16 protein-coding genes are annotated in these 20,297 nt (G+C 41.4%); 2 read left to right on the plus strand and 14 right to left on the minus strand.

Annotation, left to right across the window (positions count from 1 at the left end; translation table 11 throughout):
* Positions 1-8: 8 nt before the first annotated feature.
* The 13 genes from wzyE to trxA all read right to left on the minus strand — a co-directional run bounded on the left by wzyE (position 9) and on the right by trxA (position 15,065).
* Entirely contained in the window at positions 9-1,364 is a 1,356-nt protein-coding gene (gene wzyE, locus ACPEH5_RS15345; protein WP_042845876.1) for an ECA oligosaccharide polymerase, read from the minus strand.
* Positions 1,361-2,443 carry a TDP-N-acetylfucosamine:lipid II N-acetylfucosaminyltransferase gene (locus ACPEH5_RS15350; RefSeq protein ID WP_042845878.1) on the minus strand — a complete coding sequence of 361 codons (1,083 nt, stop codon included), beginning with the start codon at positions 2,441-2,443 and terminating at the stop codon, positions 1,361-1,363. Before ACPEH5_RS15350 ends, wzyE begins: the two co-directional genes overlap by 4 nt.
* Positions 2,440-3,690 (minus strand): lipid III flippase WzxE, encoded by a 1,251-nt coding sequence (gene wzxE, locus ACPEH5_RS15355; protein ID WP_042845879.1) that lies wholly within the window; start codon positions 3,688-3,690, stop codon positions 2,440-2,442. The genes ACPEH5_RS15350 and wzxE overlap by 4 nt, the downstream gene beginning before the upstream one ends.
* Positions 3,690-4,820 (minus strand): dTDP-4-amino-4,6-dideoxygalactose transaminase, encoded by a 1,131-nt coding sequence (rffA, locus tag ACPEH5_RS15360; RefSeq protein WP_166696435.1) that lies wholly within the window; start codon positions 4,818-4,820, stop codon positions 3,690-3,692. The genes wzxE and rffA overlap by 1 nt, the downstream gene beginning before the upstream one ends.
* Entirely contained in the window at positions 4,807-5,547 is a 741-nt protein-coding gene (gene rffC / locus ACPEH5_RS15365; protein ID WP_166687219.1) for a dTDP-4-amino-4,6-dideoxy-D-galactose acyltransferase, read from the minus strand. Before rffC ends, rffA begins: the two co-directional genes overlap by 14 nt.
* On the minus strand, positions 5,525-6,406 hold the full coding sequence (gene rfbA / locus ACPEH5_RS15370; protein WP_048605787.1) for a glucose-1-phosphate thymidylyltransferase RfbA: 882 nt from the start codon (positions 6,404-6,406) through the stop codon (positions 5,525-5,527). The genes rffC and rfbA overlap by 23 nt, the downstream gene beginning before the upstream one ends.
* A gap of 8 nt (positions 6,407-6,414) precedes the next feature.
* Entirely contained in the window at positions 6,415-7,482 is a 1,068-nt protein-coding gene (rffG, locus tag ACPEH5_RS15375; protein WP_042845886.1) for a dTDP-glucose 4,6-dehydratase, read from the minus strand.
* Positions 7,479-8,741: a UDP-N-acetyl-D-mannosamine dehydrogenase gene (gene wecC, locus ACPEH5_RS15380; protein ID WP_042845888.1), complete on the minus strand. Its 1,263-nt coding sequence runs from the start codon at positions 8,739-8,741 to the stop codon at positions 7,479-7,481. The genes rffG and wecC overlap by 4 nt, the downstream gene beginning before the upstream one ends.
* Entirely contained in the window at positions 8,738-9,868 is a 1,131-nt protein-coding gene (wecB, locus tag ACPEH5_RS15385) for a non-hydrolyzing UDP-N-acetylglucosamine 2-epimerase (RefSeq protein WP_048605856.1), read from the minus strand. The genes wecC and wecB overlap by 4 nt, the downstream gene beginning before the upstream one ends.
* A 98-nt stretch (positions 9,869-9,966) precedes the next feature.
* Complete coding sequence (gene wzzE, locus ACPEH5_RS15390; RefSeq protein WP_042845890.1) at positions 9,967-11,025, minus strand: ECA polysaccharide chain length modulation protein; 1,059 nt, start codon at positions 11,023-11,025, stop codon at positions 9,967-9,969.
* 29 nt (positions 11,026-11,054) lie between these two features.
* Positions 11,055-12,140: a UDP-N-acetylglucosamine--undecaprenyl-phosphate N-acetylglucosaminephosphotransferase gene (gene wecA, locus ACPEH5_RS15395; RefSeq protein WP_042845892.1), complete on the minus strand. Its 1,086-nt coding sequence runs from the start codon at positions 12,138-12,140 to the stop codon at positions 11,055-11,057.
* A 628-nt stretch (positions 12,141-12,768) separates the two neighbouring features.
* Positions 12,769-14,028, minus strand: a complete 1,260-nt coding sequence (gene rho / locus ACPEH5_RS15400) for a transcription termination factor Rho (protein ID WP_042845893.1) — start codon at positions 14,026-14,028, stop codon at positions 12,769-12,771.
* Between the two features lie 710 nt (positions 14,029-14,738).
* Positions 14,739-15,065, minus strand: coding sequence for a thioredoxin TrxA (gene trxA, locus ACPEH5_RS15405; RefSeq protein ID WP_042845895.1), 327 nt, complete (start codon positions 15,063-15,065; stop codon positions 14,739-14,741).
* Between the two features lie 117 nt (positions 15,066-15,182).
* Between trxA and rhlB the strand changes: the two genes are divergently transcribed.
* Together rhlB and gppA are read left to right on the plus strand one after the other, a co-directional pair.
* Entirely contained in the window at positions 15,183-16,469 is a 1,287-nt protein-coding gene (rhlB, locus tag ACPEH5_RS15410; RefSeq protein ID WP_042845897.1) for an ATP-dependent RNA helicase RhlB, read from the plus strand.
* A gap of 11 nt (positions 16,470-16,480) precedes the next feature.
* Complete coding sequence (gene gppA, locus ACPEH5_RS15415; protein WP_129466658.1) at positions 16,481-17,983, plus strand: guanosine-5'-triphosphate,3'-diphosphate diphosphatase; 1,503 nt, start codon at positions 16,481-16,483, stop codon at positions 17,981-17,983.
* Positions 17,984-18,024: 41 nt separating this feature from the next.
* Here the strand turns inward: gppA and rep are convergent, their stop codons facing one another.
* Positions 18,025-20,058: a DNA helicase Rep gene (gene rep, locus ACPEH5_RS15420; protein WP_042845901.1), complete on the minus strand. Its 2,034-nt coding sequence runs from the start codon at positions 20,056-20,058 to the stop codon at positions 18,025-18,027.
* Between the last annotated feature and the right edge of the window lie 239 nt (positions 20,059-20,297).

Consider the following 20,297-nt stretch of genomic DNA (forward strand, 5'->3'; position numbering starts at 1 on the left):
ATACTCCTTTAGCGACTTTCACGCTGTTGGCTTCTCAAAAGAGAAGCTGTTTTTATGCGGATAAGCCCCGCAGTTTCAAATAGCCAATACAATAATTTTGCTAAAATCAGACAAAGTCCAAATATTAAGCAGAAGAAAACCACTCGTGAGACGAAAGAATCGACCCCTTCTCGCGCTAAAACAATAATGTTAAAGATGGCGCCGAAGCAAAAGGCCTGCATAATGGCGGCTTTATAACGGTTCGGTTCTTTTAGGCTCATGCCATAAATCCAGTCAAACCATTTTATAATTAAGCCAACGGCTATCGCGCCCAGCGGAATAAAAATCACACCGCCCATCACGACCAAAGAGCCGATAAGCGTCGGTGAAATCGCCAGTCCTGAGTGATTATTTAGCACTTCCCACGTAAAATAATTAGCAGAGTTCAAAACGGTATCTGGCCGTTCTGGCCAAACCCAAGATGGGATAAAAACATAGAAGTCACGGATAATTGGCGCAAGGCCTTGGAAATCCATTTCATCATAATGGCTGAGTAGCAGAGCCAAGTTTTCCCACGGTGAGAAAGTATCTCGGGTCAAATATAAAAAAGTGTAATAAGCTTCTGCTCCGTTCACATCAAGGCCATAACGTTTAAGAGCAAGCCAGAACATACCAACAATACTAGCTACCCCTGCTGCAGCTAGCATCCACAAGGTGATCCAACCACGCACGATACCGATGAATAAAAACAAAGCAAAAGCGATGATAATATTCGCTCTTGTTCCACCCACGATAACATACGTTAAAAAGCCAAAGGCAACGGTACTCACAAGGAAGAATACCCAACGCTTTTGGGTTGGTCGTAAGAAATAAACGATCAACATCGCAGGAATAAAGAAATAGAAAAAGCGTTTTAGTGCGACACCGGACACTTGGCTAGAAAAGATTTGGCTATAAGATTTCAACTTAAACAATAAGAAACCATTTTGCATGAAGAAGATACCAACTGTTACTACAGCTATTAATATCAACAGCATACACGTTAGATTGGTTTCAACTTTGTTCATGCTAAACAGAGCACGCCCTGATACCTCTGTACGCTTCGAAATCCGCGTTTTATAGGCAACGTAATAGATTGCATAAAAGCTGGTCGCAGCTAACTGTGCATAAAGCAAATAATCCGCCGGTACCACTGCGACATCAAATTGGAATACCAAAGCGCAAGTTAGCGGAAAGCCAAAATAAAATGTTAATAAATACAACATTGAAAAGAAAATATTGAAATTAAAGCGAACACGCACAAACTCTTTATAAAGCAAAGTACCAATAAAAATAATTGATATCAGGTAGACAAACGCTAAGCCACCTAATTCTGCATGTGTCATGCTCGCTCCTCCGCGGCACTGAGAACATCTTTCCAACCCTCAGTGAAATTAGGAGCAAAGAATTCAATATGTTGTTTATCAAGTAAGCTCATTTGACGTTGAGCCTCATCCACCAGCGAGGTTGTCAGTTCATCACCATAGAAAAATACAGGTACATTCTGCGCAGTTAAATCCTGCCAAAATGTATTTTGCCTGCTTATCACAAATGGAACCCCAAACTGGATAAGTAAACAGACCGTCCCCACACCTTGTTGGCGATTAAAAATAAAATAGCCAAGGTCACAAGACTTCAGCAAATTAAGGTAATCATCAAATTCCATACGGTCTTTTAGAATTTGCACTTGCCCTGCGGTGAACTCACTGTTTGCTGCTTGTTCGACTTGCTGTATATAACCTTGGTTATTCGCTGGGTAGCCCATTGGGACAATAACGTTAACCTTATCGCCAAATTGCTGTTTAATCGCGCTCAGAGCCTCTACATGGCGATTAGAACGATCACCTGAGTTACCGAGTAAGATAGTTAATTGCTCACCTTCACGGGGCTTACGCTCAGTAATCGTCAATGCAGGGTCCATTCGAGTCGGAAAATACAAGACCGATGCAGGCACTTTCGGATTCGATTGATGGAAATAACACAAATCGCCACGTGTTGCCCCAACATGGCCGACTTTTTTCTGAGCCAAACGGCGCAGAATATAAAACAATTTAAACTTTAATGAGTTAGATTCCTCATAAAGATCAGCCCCCCAAATATGCCACCAAAACTGATGGGATTTAATTTGGCCAAATAGCAATGCTAGCCAAATTGGTGCGTTAAATTGCCCATGAAAGAAAAACCGGGTCCGACGCTCAGCTTTTGCCCGCTGGATCACGCAATTAGCAACCGACTTTTTACTACTAAAAACTTCTATTTCGAGCTGTGGATATGCGTCAGCAAGCTGCGCATCATCACTTACGACCATAAAATGCGGTTTTGTTGACGGTGCCATTTCTTGGCAAATTACGTTATTAAAAAACGTCAATACCGTCTGATTATGGTGTGGGAGGTTTGATCCCAGTACATGTATTAAGGTTGTCATGCTCGCCTACGGTAAATCAAAAATACGCAACAACAGAGAGTAAAATATACAATATAGGTAGCCATATATGCCTGCGTGGCCCCAACAGCGCCATGCTCTGGAATAAACCAATGTGCAAAAACCATCAATAGCACAAACTGGCTCACTTCAGTTAAAACATAAAAACGTAATGCGGCTTTGGCAATCACTAGATAGCCGAATACATAAGCCCCTACTTTCAGTACATCTCCAACTAACTGCCAAGCAAAAAGGTCTCTCATTCCTATAAATTTTTCAGAGAATAGCAACCAAATCGCAAAGTCACGCAATAACCAAACTGTGAAACTCACTGCGGCCACTGCGGGTAAGACAAACTTCAATGCTTTGATGATCTCTGCTGAGATTTCACTTTTATGCTGCAAACGAGATAATGTTGGCAGCAAATAAACCGAAAATGTGGCGGTAATAAACTGTAAATAGGCATCAGAGATAGTAGTAACCCCTGTCCATAAGCCAACGTCATCCCAACTATAGGTTTGGGCCAGTAAATTTCGCATCATGATATAGGCAACTGGCAAAGTCACCGCAGTTAACATTGCCATGACGGTAAATTTACCCAAATTAGTCGCAATCGCTTTGTCCCATGCAGGTTTTAGCGATGACAACGCAAACTGTTTGCGTTTAATAACCATACCAGCCGCAGGTAATACGACCAATGCTGGCACCAATGCTAACCCTGCGAGTGCCCCTTCGTAGCCACCCACTAAATAGCATAAATAATAGGCAAAAACCCCAATTATGCTACCTAAAATAATCGCTAATGCATTAGCAGATGCGTCCCTATAGCCTTTTAGAATAGCCAAGAAATAATTTGAATAACCTATCCCCATTTGAATCAAGGCAACTACTTGAATAACAGAGCTATATTTCTCACTATCAAATAGCGCTACACTAATTGGCACACTGCAAAGTAAAAAAACAATCGCCAATAAGGTCGAAAAACCAAGGATAATCGTTGATGACGTCCCGAGTACTGCACGCAGTTTCTGTGGGTCTTGATGATGTTCCGCCACATATTTTGTGACACCATTAAAGATCCCTGCACCAGATAGTACCCCTAGTACCGTAATTAACTGACGGAAATTCCCCGCCAGCCCGACGCCACTAGGGCCAAACGAGACAGCAAATAATTTGACAATTAACAGGCCTACCCCAATTTTAATTAGGGTAGAGCCAGCAGTCCAAACCGATGCTTTAGCTAACGACATTAGGCAAAGAACGCTTTGATTCGCTCAATGACGACTTGTTGCTCGTCATCCGTCATATTGTAAAACATCGGTAAGCGTACTAAACGGTCACTTTCAGACGTTGTATATTGGTCTTCACCATGAAAACGACCAAACTCCAAGCCCGCAGGGCTCGTGTGCAATGCCACATAATGGAATACAGTCAAAATACCGTGAGATTTCATATAGTCATTAAACACCGTACGCTCTTCCACATCCTTAAGCTTAATGTAGAACATATGGGCATTATGTTTCATACCTTCCGGTACTGTGGCTAAAACTAAACGCCCTGCTTCTGCCAGAGGTCGTAGCGCGTCGTAATAACGTTGCCAAAGCAGTAAACGGCGATCATTAATTTTGTCAGCTTCTTCTAATTGAGCCCACAAGTAAGCAGCTTGTAAGTCGGATAACAGATAGCTTGAGCCAATATCACGCCAAGTATATTTATCGACTTGCCCACGGAAAAATTGGCTACGGTTGGTCCCTTTTTCACGGATCACTTCAGCACGATTGATTAAATCTTTATCATTTATCAATGTTGCCCCACCCTCACCACCCGAAGAGTAGTTTTTGGTTTCATGAAAACTATAGCAACCGATATGGCCAATGGTACCCAGCGCTTTACCTTTGTAGGTTGACATCACACCTTGTGCGGCATCTTCAATAACGAATAAATCATGCTTTTTGGCAATGTCCATGATGGTATCCATTTCACAGGCTACACCTGCGTAATGAACTGGCACGATTGCTCGCGTACGCTCTGTAATCGCCGCTTCAATTTTAGTTTCATCAATATTCATTGTGTCTGGACGGATATCAACAAAAACAATTTTTGCGCCGCGCAGCACAAATGCGTTTGATGTTGATACAAACGTAAAACTAGGCATGATCACTTCATCGCCCGGCTTAATATCGATTAGAATCGCCGCCATCTCTAATGAAGCAGTACAAGAGGGTGTTAATTGAACTTTCGGGCAGTCAAAACGTTTTTCCATCCATTCTTCACAACGTTTAGTAAAACCACCGTCACCACACAGTTTGCCACTTTCCATGGCTTGTTTCATATACTCTAATTCAGTACCTACAATTGGCGGTTTATTAAATGGAATCATGTTGTCCCCTGTATAACCAATATGCAGTGCTTGCAATGGCAGCACCACTACGTGAATAAAGATTTAATGCAGCAACATTACTGATTTGAGTGGCAACATTTAACTGTCTTTTTTGGTGTTGTACACACCAATCAAATGCGGCTGACATCAACTTACGACCCACTCCTTGCCCTGTCGCTTCTGGCACTTTCGCTAACAGCCCAATACGTGCTGTGTCTGCATCAAGATGGCGTAAACTCACAAACCCTAAAATTGTGCCAGATGCGTCTTTAACTAATAAACAAGTGTGATCAAACGTACCAAGTACTGATTTTTCTATCCATAAAGCATAAAACCGCCCGCTATCACCTTCATTATACCAAGGTGCTCGGAAGCGACTTTTGCTAAAGACAGAAGCAGCAGCTTGTTTCAGTGCAGGGATATCATCCACTTGCGCTGTAACAATATTATCTGCCGCTGTTAAACCTGCTTTAAGATAAGCATTTTCTGTGCCAATAGTGAGAGCAAAGTCAATTTCACCTTCAACAAAAGAAAACCCCATACTTGCTAAGTCATCGATTAGCCCCGTTTCAGACGCCGTGACTTTAGCCTGTACGATATCAAACTTATCCATTTGATAAGCAAGAATAATATTGGAGTTTTCCCCCGTGAAATTTAATTTTGCGGTCGAGCGTTGAAAAAAATCGCTCTCCCATTGCAAACTATCAATACTGGCGCGGACGGACACGTAATAAATCCTCTAAGTATTGCCCATAACCGGTTTTTTTCAGTTGCTCTGCTGAAGCCTGAACTTGCTCATCAGTAAGCCAGCCATTACGCCATGCTATTTCTTCTAAACAAGCAACTTTAAAACCTTGACGTTTTTCAACAGTTTGTACAAATGTGCCCGCTTCAATTAAGCTGTCATGCGTACCAGTATCTAACCAAGCAAAACCTCGTCCTAATAGCTCAACATTCAACTCACCGCGTTCTAAATACATTTGGTTAATTGAAGTAATTTCTAATTCACCACGCTCAGAAGGTTTTACTTGCTTAGCAAATTCAACGACTTGTTGGTCGTAGAAGTATAACCCTGTAACAGCCCAGTTAGATTTTGGTTTTTTAGGTTTTTCTTCGATGGAGAGCACTTTAAAATCATCAGTAAACTCCACCACACCAAAACGTTCAGGGTCCATCACTTGGTAGCCAAATACGGTTGCCCCCTGCTGCCTTTGCGCGACTGTTTTTAATTTCGGGCTAAATGAATGACCAAAGAAAATATTGTCACCCAGCACTAAGCAACATGAATCCCCATTGATAAATTCTTCACCAATAATAAAGGCTTGTGCTAAACCATCCGGTGATGGCTGCTCCGCATAGCTCAACTCAATACCAAATTCATGTCCATCACCTAATAAGCGTTTGAACATGGGTAAATCGTCAGGTGTCGAGATAATTAAAATCTCACGGATCCCCGCTAGCATCAGTACTGATAGCGGGTAATAAATCATGGGCTTATCGTAGATAGGCAATAACTGTTTAGAAATGCCACGAGTGATTGGGTGCAATCGCGTCCCCGACCCTCCTGCTAATATAATACCTTTCATACTTTCACCTAATTGCCAAGACCTAAGCGCTCGCCGGCATAGGAACCATCTTGCACACGACGCCACCAGGTTTCGTTATTCAAATACCACTGCACGGTTTTGCGAATGCCAGACTCAAATGTTTCTTGGGGCTTCCACCCCAATTCACGCTCAATTTTTTCAGCATCAATCGCATAACGCATATCGTGGCCCGGCCTATCTTTCACATAGGTAATGAGATCACGGTAGTGAGCAACGCCTTGTGGTTTCTGTGGTTGTAGCTCTTCCAATAACTCACAAATCGCTTCTACCACTTCGATATTACGGCGCTCATTATGCCCGCCGATATTGTAAGTGGTGCCCGGTTCAGCTGTTGTTGCCACTAAATGCAATGCACGCGCATGGTCCTCAACAAATAACCAATCACGAATTTGCTCCCCCTTACCGTATACAGGTAATGGCTTGCCCGCTAATGCATTGAGAATAATTAATGGGATCAATTTCTCAGGGAAATGATATGGACCATAATTATTCGAGCAATTAGTGATCATGGTTGGTAAACCATAAGTCCTTTCCCATGCCCTTACCAAATGGTCACTCGATGCTTTAGACGCAGAATATGGGCTACTTGGTGCATAAGGTGTTGTTTCAGTGAAGAACCCTTCTGGGCCTTCTAAATCGCCATACACTTCATCAGTGGAAATATGATGAAAGCGGAATGCAGCTTTTTTTTCTTCATCCAATGCAGACCAGTAGGAACGCGCGGCTTCTAACAGTGTGTAAGTCCCTACTATATTGGTTTCAATAAATGCAGCAGGGCCATCAATGGAGCGATCAACATGGCTTTCAGCAGCCAGATGCATGACTACATCTGGTTGATATTGTTCAAATACTTTGTCTAGTGCCGTTCTATCACAAATGTTCACTTGCTCAAAAGCATAGCGGGGGTGACTGGCAACAGCCGCTAAGGACTCTAAATTGCCAGCATAAGTTAAACAATCAACCACGACCGCACTGTCGCCAGTGTTCTCAATGATGTGACGAACAACCGCAGAACCGATAAACCCTGCGCCCCCAGTAATTAATATGCGTTTCAACGCCACACTCCTTTTGTATCAACAACCCATTTTTGTGGAATAGCTGAACCTTGAATACCTTTAAACATATTGTGATCAACTAACATGAGGATCACATCCGCTTCATTAACGGCTTGTTCAATCGATACTAATTCAGAAATACCTTTTAAAGAGGTTGGTAATTCATGGATATGAGGCTCAACCGCATAGGTTTTACCCGGGTTCCAGTTCGCCACCATTTTAGTAATGTGCATCGCTGGGCTTTCACGTAAGTCATCAATATTCGGTTTAAAAGATAAACCGAAGCACGCAATCGTCACTTCGTTGGCTTTTTTACCCGTTTCCACTAAACAATCTGCAACCGCAGCTTTTACTTGATCAACTACCCAAATAGGCTTGCCATCATTGACCAAGCGCGCCGTATGAATTAAGCGGGATTGTTTTGGATTTTGCGATACGATAAACCATGGGTCAACTGCGATGCAGTGCCCTCCAACACCCGGTCCCGGCTGAAGAATATTAACGCGAGGGTGGCGATTAGCGAGGCTAATTAGTTCCCACACATTGATATCTTGTTCAGCACAAATCAATGATAATTCGTTTGCAAAAGCGATATTAACATCACGGAAGCTATTTTCCGTTAGTTTACACATTTCAGCTGTTCTAGAGTTGGTAATAACACATTCACCTTCAAGGAAAATGTTATACAACTCACTGGCTCGTAGGGAAGATTTTGGCGTCATTCCACCCACGACACGGTCGTTTTTAATCAATTCGACCATGACTTGCCCCGGTAATACACGCTCAGGGCAATATGCAACATCGATATCTGCCTCTTCACCAGCTTGATGAGGGAAAGTTAAATCAGGACGAGCCTCTGCCATCCATTGTGCCATTTGCTCAGTCGTTCCCACTGGGGATGTCGACTCAAGGATCACTAAATCGCCTTTTTTCAGCACTGGAGCGACCGACTCTGCCGCAGCCCTAACATAAGTGAGGTCAGGCTCATGCTCACCTTTAAACGGTGTTGGCACAGCAATAAGATAAGCATCGGCAGGCTGTGGTGTAGTAAAGGCTTTCAGGTGACCTTCTTCAACGGCTTTTTTCACCACAACATCCAGCTCAGGTTCGACAATGTGGATTTTCCCCTGATTAATGGTGTCAACGGCGTGTTGATTAACATCTACACCAACCACTTGCTTTTTACGTGATGCAAAGGCTGCTGCTGTCGGTAAACCAATATAACCAAGGCCAATAACAGAAATAGTTTCAAAACTCATAATTTCACCTGATTACCTTTTAATGCTGCAAGAATACGCTGACATGCATGACCATCCCCATACGGGTTATGTGCGCGGCTCATTTCATGATATTCCGCGTCATCTGTCAGTAACCGATTAACTTCTTCCACAATTTTTTGTGTATCTGTCCCCACAAGGCGAACTGTACCTGCATCAACTGCTTCAGGGCGTTCTGTGGTGTCTCTCATAACCAAAACCGGCTTACCGAGAGAAGGAGCTTCCTCTTGAATACCGCCAGAATCCGTCAAAATCAAATAGGAATGATTCATCAAGTAAACGAACGGTAAATATTCTTGAGGGCTAATTAAAATAATATTATCAATGTCATGCAATATACGTTTAACTGGTTCACCCACATTAGGGTTCAAGTGAACTGGGTAAACAACTTGGACATCTGGGTGTGCTTGGGCAATCTCTGCTAATGCATGGCAAATACGTTCAAAACCACCACCAAAACTTTCGCGACGATGGCCTGTCACTAAAATCATTTTTTTGTTTGGGTCAATAAATGGATAATTAGCTGCCAATTTTTCCATCATATACTGGTCGCTCATCACTTTATCGCGCACCCACAATAGTGCATCAATAACCGTATTACCCGTGACAAAAATATGGCTATCAGGGATTGACTCTTTTAATAGATTTTGGCGCGAATTTTCAGTTGGAGCAAAATGATACATGGCTAAATGGCCTGCAATTTTACGGTTTGCTTCTTCAGGCCACGGTGAATAAAGATCACCAGTGCGTAACCCAGCTTCAACATGCCCGACTGGGATACGATGATAAAATGCGGCGAGGCTAGTCGCCATCGTTGTTGCTGTATCTCCATGAACCAAGACAACATCAGGTTGGAAATCAGCAAAGACAGCTTTTAACCCCTCGAGAATACGGCATGTAATATCGGTTAAATCTTGCCCAGGTTTCATAATATTGAGATCATAATCGGGAGTGATCTCAAACAGTTTCAGTACTTGATCTAGCATTTCACGATGCTGAGCGGTGACACATACTTTTGCTTCAAAAAATTCATCCGCAGCAAGTGCATGAACCAACGGTGCCATTTTAATAGCTTCAGGCCGTGTGCCGAATACAGTCAATACTTTCACAGTGACTCTCTTATATTTATCTTTCGCAGTGTGCTGCTTTTGTAATCTTAATGACTTCATAATGCCACTGATGAAAACATCAGTGGCATATCCCAAAATCAAGATGGGCGACGGCGAGCAAGTACCACTCCGGCACCAACTAACAACCCTATGGCTCCCCAAAGAACCATCATAAAGGCTCGACGAGGACTATCGCGTTTTACGGGGTCTTCAGGAGTCCGCAGGTAGCGATATGCTTGGAAATTATCTTGGAGAGTTGGTCCTACGCTCAATGTTGATAACATGGCAATATTTTGATCATAATCGGTATCATGATCAGGACCTGTAGCTTTCAATGTTTCAATTTGTGCCTGTAATAATGGGGCACCTAACATGAACATTTTAGAGTCAGGGAGTTCATCCACTGGTGTTGTACTTTGATTACGCACAATACCTTGTTTTTCCGCGACTTTAAGTGCTTGTTCTAAGACATTCAGACGTCTTTCATAAGCCGCGTTGGCAACCATATCTTCACGCTTAACTAAGGCTTTCATGGATTGCATTTTAGTTGCCCAAGTACCTTTAATTTCATCGTTCAGGTTCGTTGTTGCGCGTTGATTCGCAAACTGAGTGTACTGGCGCAATAATTGATTCGCATCTGCTGATGTTTCAGCCACTAACTTAATACTATCTGTTAGGTTTTTGATTTCATCGGCGGGAGTAAATTCAATATTATTGATGAGTTCATCCAATAATGCAGCATCCGCTTTTGGGTCATTTTCCAAGCGTTGCTTATAGTAATCAGTACTCAACCAAAATTGACGGCGTGTATCATAAGAACCAAGTTGTTTTGTAAACTCTTGGTACGCTTCTTTTGCGATCGTCGGTAATTGCCCTTCTTGCCCGGTATTATTTATACGGGAATCGAGGTTGCGCAGAAATTGCTGCTGAGAGTAATAGCTTCCCAGATTATTTACAGTTGGTAAATCCGTGATTGCGGTTGCGCTCCACTTGGGTTGCATAAAATAAGATGCTCCCAATGCAATTGCAGCAAAAATAACTGCAAATGCAATGATCCAAATTTTGCCTTGCCACAATGAGCGGCATAAACCACGGATATCCAATTCCGGCTCTATTGGTGTTTGATGCTGACTCGGTTGTGTTTCTGAGTTATTCACTGCACAGAACCTCTATTTTCGTTTTGTCGTTACCGTACTGCACCTCGACGGACTCTACGTCTAACTCGTTTAATAAAACGGGCGACTTTCCAAGCTCGTTTGATGCAATAACCATACATCATAAATACAAGCAAAAATAATGCCAACATTACCCACTCTGGTACAAATGTTAACCTTTCGCCAATAATTCCGATACATGCCAAGATAGCTGCAGATAAAGTAATCAATACAAATGCACCTTTTGGCGTGAAACCGGAACGCATAATCAAATGATGAATATGTTGGCGGTCTGGTGAGAATGGACTCATACCTTTACGAATTCGGCGATACATAATGGCAACCATATCCATTAATGGGATCGCAATAATCCATAAAGCTGTTACTGGGTTAATAGGGTGAACTTCTTCCTGAGTTGAAGCGACTAAGATCCAAATAATGGTGAAACCGATCAAAGTACTTCCTGCATCCCCCATAAATACTTTAAAACGACGCCCTAACACGCCTAAATTTAACAGAATATAAGGAAGGATAGCTGCAATAAAGGCAAAACACCAAAAGGCTAATGCAAAATTACCATTTTGATAAAGTAAAAAGCCGAGTGCCCCAAAGGAAACCGAAGATAACCCCCCAAGTAACCCATCAATACCATCAACCATGTTAAATGCATTGATTGCAGCCCATACGGCAAAGAGAGTGACAATATAACCAAATGGACCAAGAACGAGTTCCCATGGCCCAAATGCATGGCCTAATGATTCAAGTTTTAGCCCTGCTGCTGTCATCATAACAACCGCAACAATAGCTTGGATCCCTGCCCTTAATTTTACACTAATATCAAACCTATCATCTAGCGCACCGATAAAGACCAATAAACCTGCACAACTGATATACAGCCATTTATGAGGTATATACTCTTCAGTTATATAAAACGCAAAACAGATCCCAAAGAAAACGGAAATTCCCCCAACAAGAGGAACTAATCCTACGTGCTTTTTCCTGAAGTTAGGCTTATCAACTAACCCGATTTTTATCGCAACAACTCGGGCCAGAAAAATAAAGGCTAACGAAAACAAGAAAACGTAGAAGAGGTTGGTTACAAAGTGTATGGTGTCCACTGTTCGACTCTCTTAATCTTTATATTTAACTTTCAAAACTAAATTTTTTTTGGTGAATGCCGATAAGTAAGCAAGCGCCAATGCATTATCATCTTGGCAATAAAATCCGCTATAAGACGAATCTTCATTCGTACAAAGACTCCTATAACATTATCAATATACACACTACACGTGTGTTTTTAATTCGATAACGAAACATTTCCAAGTTTATACTTTATAGCTGCAATATGCATGCCATAAAATCAATACGCTAAAATAGAGTTAATCAATTGACCATTAAATAATCATTTAAAGATTAAATAATAAAACGCCCTAAATAAATTTAATTTCAATCACAAAAATATATAAAACCAATTAATTTCTTTAAATTCAATGAACTAAAAGAAACCCATTGTTTTGTATGTCTTTAATTATTGTAGCGTAGAGAATATACACTTGTTTAACTAATACAGCGTGTAAATAAAGAAATAAAACATAGGGTTAATTTATCTAAACTAACACCATACAACAATAAATATCATTTATAGCTTATTTTATAACTTCATTTTTTGTATTCAGCAAAGATATGGGTGCAAAAAAATAGGTGCCAATAATGGCACCTATTTATAAGATTTGAAAATCTTAGCTGCTATGCTCTTTTCATGAAGTCAAAAAACTCTTCATTTGTTTTAGTCATTGCGAGTTTACTAATGAGGAACTCCATCGCATCGATTTCACCCATAGGATGAATAATCTTACGTAAGATCCACATTTTTTGTAGCTCATCTTGCGACGTCAGCAACTCTTCTTTACGGGTACCAGAGCGGTTGTAATCGATAGCAGGGAATACACGTTTTTCTGCAATCTTACGAGAAAGATGCAATTCCATGTTACCTGTACCTTTAAACTCTTCATAGATAACTTCATCCATTTTAGAGCCGGTATCGACTAACGCAGTCGCAATGATTGTTAGGCTTCCACCTTCCTCAACGTTACGAGCAGCACCAAAAAAGCGTTTTGGGCGATGTAATGCGTTGGCATCAACCCCACCGGTTAATACTTTACCGGATGAAGGAACGACGGTGTTATATGCACGAGCAAGACGCGTAATGGAATCAAGTAAGATAATAACGTCTTTTTTATGTTCAACCAGACGTTTAGCTTTTTCAATCACCATTTCAGCAACTTGAACATGACGTGCAGCTGGCTCATCAAAAGTCGAAGCAATAACTTCACCTTTAACTAAACGCTGCATCTCTGTCACTTCCTCTGGACGCTCATCAATAAGCAGTACCATCAGAACGCAATCAGGGTGGTTATGTGCAATGTTTGCTGCAATATTTTGCAGTAACATTGTTTTACCTGCTTTAGGTGGAGCCACGATCAAACCACGTTGCCCACGACCGATTGGTGCAGCTAAATCCAGTACACGCGCAGTTAAATCTTCCGTAGAACCGTTACCGCGTTCCATACGCAGACGACTATTGGCATGTAATGGTGTTAAGTTTTCAAAAAGGATTTTACTGCGGGCATTTTCAGGTTTGTCGAAGTTAACTTCGTTGACTTTCAGGAGGGCAAAATAGCGTTCACCTTCTTTAGGAGGACGAATTTTTCCTGAAATTGTGTCACCTGTACGTAGGTTAAAACGGCGGATTTGGCTAGGAGAAACGTAGATATCATCAGGACCTGCGAGGTAAGAACTATCAGCTGAACGGAGGAAACCAAATCCATCCTGCAATATTTCCAGTACGCCGTCGCCGAAAATATCTTCTCCACTTTTTGCATGCTGCTTCAAAATAGAGAAAATAATATCCTGCTTTCTCATACGGGCTAAGTTCTCTAGCCCCATGTTTTCGCCTAACGTAATCAATTCTGATACTGGCGTATTTTTTAATTCGGTAAGATTCATAATGGTGGGTTCTTTAACTCGGGGTAATTCTCGAACTATGAACGTAAATTGACGGCAACTTAATAACTAAGTGCCAGTTTAACTTTATACAGCCCTGTTGGTAACGGATTCATCATACGCTCACAACAATGCATAAAAATTTTTGCTAGTCATTACTAATGATTTTTCTAACATGTGACTACGATTCACCTGAAAGATGTTCGGTATATTATTAGAAACACACACAACATTAGCAATAGTTTTTTGTACATTTAGGACAACATCTATCCCAATATCGCAAATTTAACGCCAGAACCGCATTAAATAACACATTTGAACTGAACGTTAACTTTTCCCAGTTTGTTACTATCCCCTAAGATCTAATAACATTAGATTACTGTAGCTTATGCACTATCTTTAACTAAGATGAAAAACACATTGGAATAAATGATATTGAATGCAGCAGTAGCTTGAACTCAACGTCTAAATTCTCATATTTAAAATCATTGTGTCATCAGTTTTTGATCATTAACAATCATTACGAAACAATTATCACAATACAGAACTAACAAACTAGATATATAAGATAAGAGCAATGGAATACAAAGTAATTCATATGGGTGCTATACGAGGAATAATGATAACTTATCATGCTTAAGTGAAGACGTCTAGCGGCTCTCTAGATAAAATAGATATACCGCTAAACGTTTTGGCTTGTATATAACGATAACTTACAGATTTCCGTCTAGAAATTCTTTCAGTTGCGTTTTTGATAATGCGCCCACTTTGGTTGCAGCAACTTCACCATTTTTGAATAAAAGAAGTGTCGGGATACCACGAATTCCATATTTTGGGGCGGTAGCCGGGTTTTCATCAATATTCAGTTTTGCGATGGTCAATTTGCCTGTATATTCATCAGCAATTTCATCAAGAATAGGCGCGATCATTTTACAAGGACCACACCATGCTGCCCAGAAATCGACGAGAACAGGTGAACTTGCGTTCAAAACTTCAGTTGCAAAACTTGCATCAGTTATATGTATAATTTTATCGCTCATGTTGTACTCCAAAAATTCATCTTTTGCAGACTTAGTGTAACATTATTGGCAGCAGTATGCTTTATTTCAAAAGATACACTTTCGTAAACCAACCGTTAACTGATATTCTAACATACTATGAGTAAAGCACACTTGACAGAAAAGAAGTTTTCCGACTTCGCATTGCACCCTAAAGTCATTGAAGCTCTTAATAAAAAAGGCTTCGATTATTGCACGCCAATTCAGGCGTCCACTTTGCCTTTTACTGTCGAAGGCAAAGACGTAGCGGGTCAAGCGCAAACTGGTACAGGTAAAACGTTAGCATTTTTAACGTCTACATTTCATTATTTATTAACTCATCCCGCTATTGAGGGGAAAAAAACTAACCAGCCTCGCGCGCTAATTATGGCACCAACTCGTGAACTGGCAGTTCAGATATACTCAGATGCTAAAGAGCTTGCTGAATATACTGGCCTGAAAATGGGACTAGCCTATGGTGGTGATGGTTATGATGAACAATTAAAAGTTCTACAAAATGGCGTCGATATTTTAATTGGCACAACGGGTCGTCTTATCGACTATGCCAAACAAAACTACGTCGATTTAAGCGCAATCCAAGTCATTGTTCTCGATGAAGCTGATCGCATGTATGACCTTGGGTTTATTAAAGATATTCGTTGGCTATTTCGCCGTATTCCGGCTGCAACAGAAAGGCTTAACCTGCTGTTCTCCGCAACACTATCTTACCGCGTCAAAGAATTAGCATTTGAACAAATGAATAACCCTGAATATGTTGAGGTAGAACCTTTGCAAAAAACAGGTCATCGTATCAAAGAAGAGTTATTTTACCCTTCTAATGAAGAAAAAATGCGTTTACTCCAAACCTTACTTGAAGAGGAATGGCCGGAACGTTGTATCATTTTCGCTAATACAAAGCATCGTTGTGATGATATTTGGGCTCATTTAGCTGCAGATGGTCACCGAGTGGGGCTACTTACTGGGGATGTCGCACAGAAAAAACGCCTACGTATTTTAGAGCAATTCACACAAGGTAGCCTTGATATTCTCGTCGCAACTGACGTGGCTGCTCGGGGTTTACATATTCCATCTGTAACTCATGTTTTTAACTATGATTTACCTGACGATTGTGAAGATTATGTTCACCGAATTGGTCGTACTGGCCGTGCTGGCGAAAGTGGTTGCTCAATCAGCCTCGCGTGTGAAGAATATGCACTCAACTTACCGGCTATCGAAGAGTATATTCAACACTCAATCCCTGTGAGTAAATATAATAGCGAAGCACTATTGGATGATTTACCGGCACCAAAACGCCGTCATCGTCCTCGCCCTGGGGGCCCTCGCCGCAATTCAAATTCGCCGCGTCGCCACAATGGCCCACGTAATAACCATAAACGTCCAGGCTGAGTAAAAACGATATGCTGAAATCTTCTTCTCTTTATGCTGCCATCGATTTGGGTTCAAACAGTTTTCATATGCTAGTAGTGCGCGAAACTGCTGGCAGCATTCAGGTTATTTCTAGGGTTAAACGCAAAGTTCGGCTTGCGGCTGGGTTAGATAAAAACAACCTTCTTTCTGAACAAGCGATGGAACGAGGCTGGCAGTGTCTGCGCCTATTTTCGGAACACCTACAAGATATTCCGAACACGCAAATTCGAGTCGTCGCCACAGCGACATTACGCTTAGCTAAAAATGCTGACCTATTTATCGAGAAAGCCAGTAATATCCTAGGAAACCCCGTTAAAGTTATTCAAGGAGAAGAAGAAGCTCGCCTAATTTACCAAGGTGTCGCACATACGACAGGCGGCCCTGATCAACGTTTAGTCGTTGATATTGGCGGGGGCAGCACTGAGCTAGTCACAGGGACTGGTGCTAAAGCGGAGCAACTTTATAGCCTTGAAATGGGCTGTGTTACTTGGCTTGAACGCTATTTTAGCGACCGAAGTTTAACAGAAGAAAATTTTTCTGCAGCCCAAACCGCTGCACAAGAAGTCATCGCCCCAATTGCTGACGCCTTAAAAACCCATGGATGGAAAATTTGTGTTGGAGCATCAGGAACAGTCCAAGCAATTCAAGAAATTATGATTGCTCAAGGCATGGATGAATTAATCACCCTCTCAAAGTTACAACAGCTTAAGCGTAAAGCAATTCAATGCCAAAAACTTGAAGAACTTGAAATTGAGGGTTTAACCTTTGAGCGAGCCCTTGTTTTTCCAAGTGGATTATCGATTCTAATCGCAATTTTCGAAGCTTTGGGGATTGATAACATGACACTAGCTGGGGGCGCTCTTCGAGAAGGGCTCGTCTACGGTATGTTGCAATTACCTATCGAGCAAGATATTCGAGCCCGTACTGTTCGTAATATTCAACGCCGCTTCCAAGTTGACATTGAGCAAGCGAGTCGAGTTCGTCAACTTGCGGAGTACTTTTTCCTACAAGTGGCAAAAAATTGGGGGTTAGATACTCGTTGTCGTGATTTATTATCAAGTGCTTGTGCTTTACACGAAATAGGCCTCAGCGTTGATTTCCGTAAAAGCCCTGAACACGCCAGCTATCTAATAACACACCTTGATTTGCCCGGTTTTACCCCTGCGCAAAAACGGTTACTCGCAGCACTATTAAGAAACCAACAAGGCCCTGTCGACTTAGCATCTTTGAGCCAACAAAATGCATTACCCATACAGCAGGCATACTATTTATGCCGTTTACTGCGGCTAGCCATTATTTTTTCTAGCCGTAGACGTGATGATACATTACCAGCTTTGAGACTCAATACGGATGCTAATGGGTTAACAATTATGCTGCCTTATCGTTGGTTAGCAGAGCACCCTTTGCGCGCAGAAAATTTACAGCAAGAAGTCCAATGGCAAGGTTATGTAAATTGGCTATTAGAGCTAGAAGAACGTAATAGTTCAAATTGAGAGTTCTTTCCACACTAGGGGAAACCTAGTGTGGAACCTAATTAATTGTTATTCTCTGTTTTCTTATTTAACCCTAAGCGCGCTTTAATATCTGCTAATGCCGATTGCCCTTTTTGCATACGCTCCTGCGCACTAACCACTTTGCGTTCCTGCTCCCACAACACATCATCCTGAGGTAACTCAAGTAAAAATCGGCTCAGTTCAGGGCGGATTAATTCGCCATATTGCCGACGCTCACGACAATGAGAAAAAAACAGCTCTTTTTGTGCTCGAGTGATCCCTACATAAGCCAAACGGCGCTCTTCATCAATATTATTTTCATCGATACTACTTTGATGTGGCAGTAACCCCTCTTCCATACCAACAAGAAAAACATATGGAAATTCAAGACCTTTAGATGCATGCAATGTCATAAGCTGAACTTGATCGGATTCTTCATCGTCTTCTCCACGCTCCATCATGTCACGTAGCGTAAAACGTGTTACCACTTGGCTCAAAGTCATTGGGTCATTAAGTTCATCGCCTTCAACCATTTCACTCATCCATGTGAACAATTGGTTGACGTTTTTCATTCGCATTTCAGCCGCTTTAGTACTCGTGGATGTTTCATATAACCAGCTTTCGTAATCCATTTCTCGCAATAAATCACGTACAGCAATCAAAGGCTCTCTTTGCGAAGTTTGTACAATTCCATCCATCCAATGTGTAAATCGTTGTAATGCTTCTAAGCCTTTACCTTTTAGTGTTTGCTCTAGCCCCAAATCAAAGCTAGCTTGATATAAGCTTTTACCTCGTTGGTTCGCCCATTCACCTAGTTTTTGAATTGTCTTGGGGCCAATCTCCCGACGCGGTGTATTCACTATACGTAAAAATGCACTATCATCCTCAGGGTTAGTTAGTACTCGCAAATAAGCTAATAAGTCTTTGATTTCAGGGCGTGAAAAGAATGATGTCCCGCCGGAAATACGATATGGGATGCGGTTTTGCATCAACATTTTTTCGAAAATACGTGATTGGTGATTACCACGATACAAAATAGCGTAATCTTTATATTCTGTTTTATTGATAAAATGATGAGCAATCAGTTCCCCAATAACTTTTTCCGCTTCATGGTCTTCATTATTGGCAGTTAAGACTTTTAATGGTGCGCCATATCCTAATTCAGAGAATAACTTTTTCTCAAACACATGGGGGTTATTCGCAATTAAAATATTCGCAGCTTTCAAAATTCGCTCAGAAGAACGGTAATTTTGCTCAAGTTTAATGACATTCAACTTAGGGAAATCTTGGCTAAGTAAAACAAGGTTTTGTGGGCGAGCACCACGCCATGAGTAGATTGATTGGTCATCATCCCCCACAACGGTAAACCTTGCTCGCTTTCCTACGAGTAATTTAACAAGTTGATATTGACTCGTATTGGTATCTTGATACTCATCCACCAGCAAGTAACGGATTTTTTGCTGCCAGCGTTCACGCACTTCTTCATTATGATATAACAACAAAGTGGGTTTGCTGATAAGGTCATCAAAATCCAGCACATTACAGCTTTTTAAATGTAACTCATAGCGGCGATAACACTCGGCAAAATGATGCTCTTTCTCACTACGAGCCTGCCCCACCACCTTTTCTGGTGAAAGAAGATCATTTTTCCAATTAGAGATCGAAGAGATCAGCTGTTGTAAAAGATCCTTATCTTCTTCAAGCAAATCAAAAGTCAGCTCTTTAAGTAGTGCTAGCTGGTCTTGGTCATCAAACAATGAAAAATTGGCTTTAATACCCAATGCCTTATATTCACGTTTAATAATTTCTAGTCCTAATGTATGAAAGGTAGAAATGATCAAACCACGGGCTTCTTTTTTCCCTAATGTTTGAGCAACACGCTCTTTCATTTCGCGAGCCGCTTTATTGGTAAAAGTCACCGCTGCAATTTGCCGAGGTTGATAGCCACACTGGCGAATTAAATGCGCAATTTTATTCGTAATAACACGTGTTTTGCCTGATCCTGCCCCTGCCAATACAAGGCAAGGACCATCGACAAATTCAACTGCCTGTTGCTGGCCTGGGTTTAATCGCATGGTTTTTCTACATCACCTAGTTATTCAAAATGGAACTCGCTACAGATTGTAGCAGAAACCCAACCAACTCTTGAGCAACGATCCCGTCTATTTATAAAAAACAAAAAAACCACACTATTCACTAGAACAATGTGGTTATATCAATAATGCATTTTTCTAAACTATTCGTGTTAGAGGAAGGCGGCAAAGGAGGTTAGCCCAAGGAGCATATATTAAGTATGTGACTTGGGTAACCGAGT

The organism is Providencia sp. NPDC089933, from assembly GCF_049545585.1.
Lineage (GTDB): Bacteria > Pseudomonadota > Gammaproteobacteria > Enterobacterales > Enterobacteriaceae > Providencia > Providencia huashanensis.